This is a genomic window from Luteococcus sp. (assembly GCF_043424415.1).
Lineage (GTDB): Bacteria > Actinomycetota > Actinomycetes > Propionibacteriales > Propionibacteriaceae > Luteococcus.
In genome coordinates this window covers 1-6,495 of record NZ_JBHWOO010000213.1, presented here as the reverse complement: position 1 = coordinate 6,495, position 6,495 = coordinate 1, and the positions used below count along the sequence as shown (strand labels likewise).

Sequence of the window (6,495 nt, the reverse complement as noted above, 5' to 3'; positions counted from 1 at the left end):
CTCTCGCTTGGAGTCGAAGTAAGATCGACTTGGTGGATACCTTCGCGCGGAGGGCGCCGAATCCCGACTGGCCCTACCTCGACACCGAGGACCGCACGGCGCAGGCCTGCGCAGCGCCCGTGAACTGCGTCCAAGCGGTCGGAAATGAGTATCTCACCCTTATGAAGTTCGCCAGCGTCGACGAGGCACGTAGGTACTCCGAGACGCTCGGGTCTGACGGGCGCCAGATCGACCCGCTGGTCGTGCACTTTGACGGGACGCCGTTGCCGCAGGCCACCCGCGACGAGATCGTCGCAGGCGTGAGTGGCATCAACGCGAGTAGCCCGGGTTAAGGAACGACCACTCTCACACTTCGACGGCCGTGCCGCTAATGCTGAAGATAGATTGTGAGCGAACCGTCCGAATGGGCACATTGTAGCGATTTTGGTACGGCCCGTGTGTGTCGAGGCGAGGGTGATTGACGTCCGCCACGCTCGCGGCTAGGAAAGCTCTCACGGGTCGGCGTGCAAATGTATGAGCCAACGTGGGTGCCGTCGAGTCGTTCGCCTCGGCCGGCGACCTGGTCGACTACTCGGCCAAGGGCAACTTCCGGGCCCTGGGCAAGCGCTTCGGCAAGCAGACCCCGCAGGTGGCCAAGGCCATCGCCGAGGCCGATGCCGCCGAGCTCGCCGCCAGCCTGGCCGCGCACGGCACGGCGACCGTCGCCTTCGACGGGGGAGTCGAGGTGGGCCCCGACGAGGTGATCGTCACCGAGCGCCCGCGTGAGGGCTGGAGCGTGGTCAACGAGCAGGGCGAGACGGTGGCGCTCGACCTGCAGCTCACCCCCGAGCTGGTGCAGGCGGGCCTGGCCCGCGACGTGATCCGCTTCGTGCAGGAGACCCGCAAGGGCTCCGGGCTCGAGGTGAGCGACCGGATCAGCCTGCAGTGGTCGGCCACCGGCGACCTGGCCGAGGCCATCCGCGCCCACCAGCAGCTGATCGCCGACGAGGTGCTGGCCACCAGCATCGGCGAGGGCGAGGCTGCCGACGGCTGGGCCGTCGAGTCCGACCTGGGCCTGCAGGTGCGGGTCGCCAAGGCCTGATCGCACCCTCCTCGCACACGGTGCCCCGCCGGTTCTTCGGCGGGGCACCGGCGAGTCCGGGATGCTGCGGGGCATCGCGGGGGCGTGACAGGCTGGGGGGCATGCAGATCACACCAGACCGTCCCATCCGTTGGGGAATCGCCGGACCCGGCCGGATGGCCGAGGTCTTCGTCAAGGACTTCGCCCACGTGGAGGGGGCGGTCGTCCAGGCCGTCGGCTCGCGCAGCCAGGAACGCGCCAGTGCCTTTGCCGAGGCCCACGCCATCCCCACCGCCCACGGCAGCTACCAGGAGCTGTGCGCCGACCCGGAGGTGGATGTCGTCTACGTCGCCACCCCGCACCCCCAGCACAGGGACGTCGCCCTGATGGCGATTGCCCAGGGCAAGGCCGTGCTGGTGGAGAAGTCCTTCACCGCCACCCTGGCCGGCAGCCGCGAGGTCGTCGAGGCGGCCCGTGCCGCCGGCGTCTTCTGCATGGAGGCGATGTGGACCCGGCTGCAGCCGCTGACCCGCGAACTGCACCGCATCGTCGAGACGGGCGAGATCGGCACCGTGCGGGCCGTGCAGGGAGACCTGTTCGCGCAGCGCGACTACAACCCCGACGACCGCCTGTTCGCCAAGGAACTGGGCGGCGGTGCCCTGCTCGACCTGGGCGTCTACGTGCTCAGTTTCGCGCAGGACTTCCTGGCGGATGCGAACCAGATGCAGGTGACCGGCGCGCACTATCCCAATGGGGTCGAGTCGCAGGCCGCCATCGCCCTGGGCTACGAGTCGGGCGCGATCGCCAGCCTGGCCGTCTCGCTGCAGGCCGCCGGGCCGGGTCGCTTCGCGATCACCGGCGAGCGTGGCTGGATCGACGTCAAGCCCCGCTTCCACCACCCCGTCGAGGCCGTGGTGCACGTCAAGGGCGGCGAGCAGCGCACGGTGCGCGCCGAGGCCAGGGGCACCGGCTACAGCCACGAGATCGACGAGGTGAACCGCTGCCTGCGTGCCGGGCTCACCGAGAGCCCGGTCCTGCCGCTCGACGGGACCTTGGCCGTGATGGCCCAGTTGGAACAGGCTCTTCATGCCCTTGGCGTAGAGCAGCACGAACAGGGCATCTGATGGGGGATGATGGAGCCATGAACATCACCGTTGCACTGAAGAACGAGAAGAAGCGTTACGAGGGTGCCGTCGACGGCCAGCGGGCCGGTTTCGTCACCTATGAGCCCGAGGGCGATGTCCTGGACCTGCAGCACACCGAGGTGGACGACGAGTACGCCGGCCAGGGCGTCGGCACCGAGATGGTCAAGCAGACGCTGGACCTGATCCGCGCCGTGGACAAGAAGGTCAAGCCGAGCTGCCCCTTCATCAAGAAGTTCATCGACGAGAACGCCGAGTACCAGGACCTGCTGGCCTGAGTCCTCGCCCCGGCCAGCGGCCGTTGACTGCACCGACCCCTGTCGCCGCCCACCCGGGCAGCGGCAGGGGTCCGGTCATCTTCGGGGCTCCCACAGGACGGATGTCAGCGTCTCGACAGGTGGCGCTGGCTAGAGTGGTGCACGGCTCCCAGACCGGGGCCGACAGAGCTGGAGGTGTCATGGGACGGATCGTCCAGAAGTTCGGTGGGTCGTCGGTGGCCGACGCCGCATCGATCAAGCGCGTTGCCCGCAGGGTCCTCAACGCCAAGCTGGCAGGCCACGACGTCGTCGTGGTGATCTCCGCGATGGGTGACACCACCGACGAGCTGATGGACCTCGCCCTGCAGGTGAGCCCCCAGCCGAAGCCGCGAGAGCTCGACATGCTGCTCACCACCGGAGAGCGCCAGAGTGCCGCGCTGCTGGCGATGGCCCTGTCCGACCTGGGCGCCGAGGCCCGCAGCTACACCGGTTCGCAGGCGGGCGTCATCACCACCGGCACCCACGGTGACGCGCGGATCATCGACATCACCCCCGGCCGCATCGAGCAGGCCCTGGGGGAGGGCAATGTGGTGATCGTCGCCGGATTCCAGGGCGTCAGCCAGAACACCAAGGACGTCACCACCCTGGGTCGTGGCGCCTCCGACACCACCGCCGTCGCGCTCGCGGCCGCCTTGGGCGCGGAGTACTGCGAGATCTACTCCGACGTCGACGGGGTCTTCACCGCCGATCCGCGCATCGTGCCCGGAGCCCGGCACATCCCCGAGATCTCCTACGAGGAGATGCTGGAAATGGCCGCCAACGGTGCCAAGATCCTGCACCTGCGCTGCGTCGAGTACGCGCGCCGGGAGAACGTCCCCGTCCACGTCCGTTCGTCCTTCTCCGACAAGCCCGGCACCTGGGTGAAGGACCTGCCCGCCCCGTCGAACGACACCGAAGGAAGCACCATGGAACAAGCACTGATCACCGGCGTCGCCCACGACCGCTCCGAGGCCAAGATCACCGTCGTCGGTGTTCCCGACCGTCCGGGTGAGGCCGCCGAGATCTTCGACACCATCGCGCGCGCCGAGATCAACATCGACATGATCGTGCAGAACGTCTCCCAGGTGGCCAGCGGGCGCACCGACATCTCCTTCACCCTGCCCAGCAACGACGGTCGCAAGGCGATCGACGTGCTGAACATGATGCGCGACAAGATCCAGTTCAACGAGCTGCTCTACGACGACCAGATCGGCAAGGTCTCGGTGATCGGTGTGGGCATGCGCTCCCACCCCGGCGTCACCGCCACCTTCTTCCGCGCGCTCAGCGATGCCGACGTGAACATCGACATGATCTCCACTTCCGAGATCCGCATCTCGGTGGTCGTCGATGCCGACCATGTCGACCGGGCGGTCCAGGCAGCCCACACCGCCTTCGGGCTCGACGCTGAGGGCGAGGCCGTCGTCTACGCCGGCACCGGCCGGTGACCACGTCTTCGGGGGGAGACGGGTCGACGGCTGGAGGTGAGGCGCCCGACGGTGGAGTCGGGCCCCACCATCGAGTCGCGTCCGACACCGACCGGACCATGGTGATCGGGCAGGTCGACCATCCGTGCAGGGGACGCTGGGAGGTCACCGTCGACGGGCCCGCGAGCCTCGACGAGCCCCCGAGCCCTGACGAGGCGGCGACGGATCCTTCCCAGGAGCCCGTCGTGGAGCCCGAACCGGCCACGTCAGCGGCCCCGTCCGGCCCGTCGGTGGGACGCTCCAGCGCCCTGATGGCGGCCGGCACCCTGGTGAGCCGCATCCTGGGCTTCGTCCGCAACTTCTTCTTCGCGGCGGTGGTGGCCACCTCGCTGGCGGCCGATGCCTTCAATGTCGCCAACACGATGCCCAACTACCTGCTGACGGTGCTCAATGCCGGCATCCTGCAGGCGGTGCTGATTCCGCAGATCACGGCGGCGATGAAGCACGAGGACGGCGGGCAGGAGTTCGTTGACAAGCTGTTGACCGCCGCCTTCGGTGCCATCCTGGCCCTGACGGTGGTGGGCACACTCATGACGCCGTGGCTGATCCGCTGGACCAGCGACCTTCCGCCGGCGGCCACGCACCTGAGTATCCTGTTCGGCTACATCTGCCTGCCCCAGGTGCTCTTCTACGGCCTCTACTCGGTGCTGGGCAATGTGCTCAATGCCCGTGACCGCTTCGCCGCCTTCATGTGGGCGCCAGCGCTGGCCAACCTGGTGCAGATCGCCGGCCTGGTCGCCTTCCTCGTGCAGTGGGGTGAGCAGACCGATCCCAGGCGGTGGAGCCCGGCGATGGTGTGGACGCTGGCAGGCTCCACCACCCTGGGCATCGCCGTCCAGGCCCTGGTGCTCATCCCACCGCTGGTGGCCAGCGGCTTCCGCTACCGTCCCCGCTTCGGCCTGCGCGGCTCCGGGCTCGGCTCGGCCTCCAGGATGGTCGGCTGGACCCTCACCGCGCTGTTGGTCGCCCTGGCTGGCGGGATCGTGGTGCAGAAGGTGCTCACCGCCGTCGTGGAGCACGCCAGCAAGAGCGGCCCTCCCGTGGGTGGCCTGACCTCCTACAACTTCGCGATGCTCGTCTTCACCCTGCCGCACGGCCTGGTGACGGTGAGCATCATCACCGCGCTCTTCCCGCAGATGACGCGCGCCTGGCAGGCCGACGACCTGAAGCAGATGCGTCGCCTGCTCACCCGGGCGCTGTCGATGCCGGCGGTGCTCATCATCCCGGCCAGTGTCGGCATCCTGGTGCTGGCCGAGCCCATCGTGCACGTCCTGCTGCGGCTGCCCGAGCGCAGTGCCCAGCCCGTCGTGCTGGCCCTGCAGATCATGAGCTTCGGGATCTTGGGCTACGGCTTCTCGGTGCTGCAGCAGCGCTACTGCTTCGCGCGCGAGGCGGGTCGCGAGAACCTCGCCTACCAGAGTTTCCTGACCGCCATCCAGGTGTCCTTCGCGCTGGGTGCGCTGTGGTTCGCCCCGGCGCACTGGGTGCTGCCACTGGTGGCCGTGGGCCTGGTGGTGGGCAACTGGGCCCAGTCGCTGGTCTTCATCGCGGTGGCGCGACGCCAGATGGGCGGCCTGCGCCTGACCGGCGTGCTGCGGCTGTGGACGCGGCTGGTGATCGCCTCCGTGCTGGGTGGCGGCACCGCCTGGCTGGTGGTGCACGGCATGAGTGGTTTCGGCCGCTCCTGGACCCTCTCGCTGGCCACCTGCGCGCTGGCTGGCCTGGCCTTCGGGCTGGTCTACCTGGCGGTCTCGAAGCTGCTGCACATCCGCGAGGTGGACGAGGTCTTCAACCCGATCCTGCATCGGCTGCACCTGGCCCGCTGAGACAGAGCGGGCCGAGGTGGCATCACGGCCCTGGTGCCAGCCCCGTGCTGGTGCCAGGGGCCGTCTTCGTGTGCGGAGCGTTCTTGTACTGGGCGGTTCGAACCGCCCAGTACAAACAGAAAGGCCCCGGATTGCGTTTCCGGGGCCTTCCTTGATGCAAGTCCCGCTCGGGGGTTCGGGGCTTGCGATGCGGGAACAGCACTCGGGGGGTTGCTGTTCCGTTGTGTCGATGACGCTCGGGGGTTCGTCATCTGTTGACAAGTCTATGGTGGTCGTCTGACCGGGTCAACGCAGGAGGGGCCTTCCACAGCTCCCGTTCAGTTGTTAAGTTTTAAGTCGTGGATCGTGAACTTGAACGTGCCATCCCTGCGGGTGTGGAACTTGGGCCACTGTGGCTGGGCCGGGGCCCGTCCAGAAACCACGTCCTGAGGGGCTCTCGTTGCGCCGTCCGCACTGAGGTCCGTCCGCAATGTGGTTTGTGGATGGGCTCGAGGATCCCGCAAACCCTGCGCTCCCGCGAACCCTGCGCCGCGATGGCCCGGAAAAGACAAATGCGTGGGTTTCCGAAGAAACCCACGCACTGTGTGCTGGTCGGGGTGACAGGATTTGAACCTGCGACCTCGTCGTCCCGAACGACGCGCGCTACCAAGCTGCGCCACACCCCGGCACTTGTCTGGCCCGAAGGCC

5 protein-coding genes, 1 tRNA gene and 1 pseudogene are annotated in these 6,495 nt (G+C 68.1%); 6 read left to right on the top strand and 1 reads right to left on the bottom strand.

From position 1 onward, the window contains the following. The 6 genes and pseudogenes from ACHFFZ_RS12380 to murJ form a co-directional block, all read left to right on the top strand. On the top strand, nucleotides 1-332 hold a 332-nt coding region (locus ACHFFZ_RS12380; protein ID WP_394276910.1), incomplete at its 5' end, for a hypothetical protein. A 188-nt stretch (nucleotides 333-520) separates the two neighbouring features. After that, nucleotides 521-1,081 (top strand): annotated as a pseudogene (locus ACHFFZ_RS12375) (DUF5915 domain-containing protein); the annotation flags it as partial. 101 nt (nucleotides 1,082-1,182) lie between these two features. Next, on the top strand, nucleotides 1,183-2,184 hold the full coding sequence (locus tag ACHFFZ_RS12370) for a Gfo/Idh/MocA family protein (RefSeq protein ID WP_394276909.1): 1,002 nt from the start codon (nucleotides 1,183-1,185) through the stop codon (nucleotides 2,182-2,184). Nucleotides 2,185-2,201: 17 nt separating this feature from the next. Continuing rightward, nucleotides 2,202-2,480, top strand: coding sequence for a GNAT family N-acetyltransferase (locus ACHFFZ_RS12365; protein ID WP_394276908.1), 279 nt, complete (start codon nucleotides 2,202-2,204; stop codon nucleotides 2,478-2,480). A 179-nt stretch (nucleotides 2,481-2,659) separates the two neighbouring features. Continuing rightward, on the top strand, nucleotides 2,660-3,943 hold the full coding sequence (locus ACHFFZ_RS12360; protein ID WP_394276907.1) for an aspartate kinase: 1,284 nt from the start codon (nucleotides 2,660-2,662) through the stop codon (nucleotides 3,941-3,943). Between the two features lie 98 nt (nucleotides 3,944-4,041). Further along, nucleotides 4,042-5,808, top strand: coding sequence for a murein biosynthesis integral membrane protein MurJ (murJ, locus tag ACHFFZ_RS12355; RefSeq protein WP_394276906.1), 1,767 nt, complete (start codon nucleotides 4,042-4,044; stop codon nucleotides 5,806-5,808). A gap of 588 nt (nucleotides 5,809-6,396) precedes the next feature. Here the strand turns inward: murJ and ACHFFZ_RS12350 are convergent. Next, nucleotides 6,397-6,473, bottom strand: a tRNA-Pro gene (locus ACHFFZ_RS12350). Between the last annotated feature and the right edge of the window lie 22 nt (nucleotides 6,474-6,495).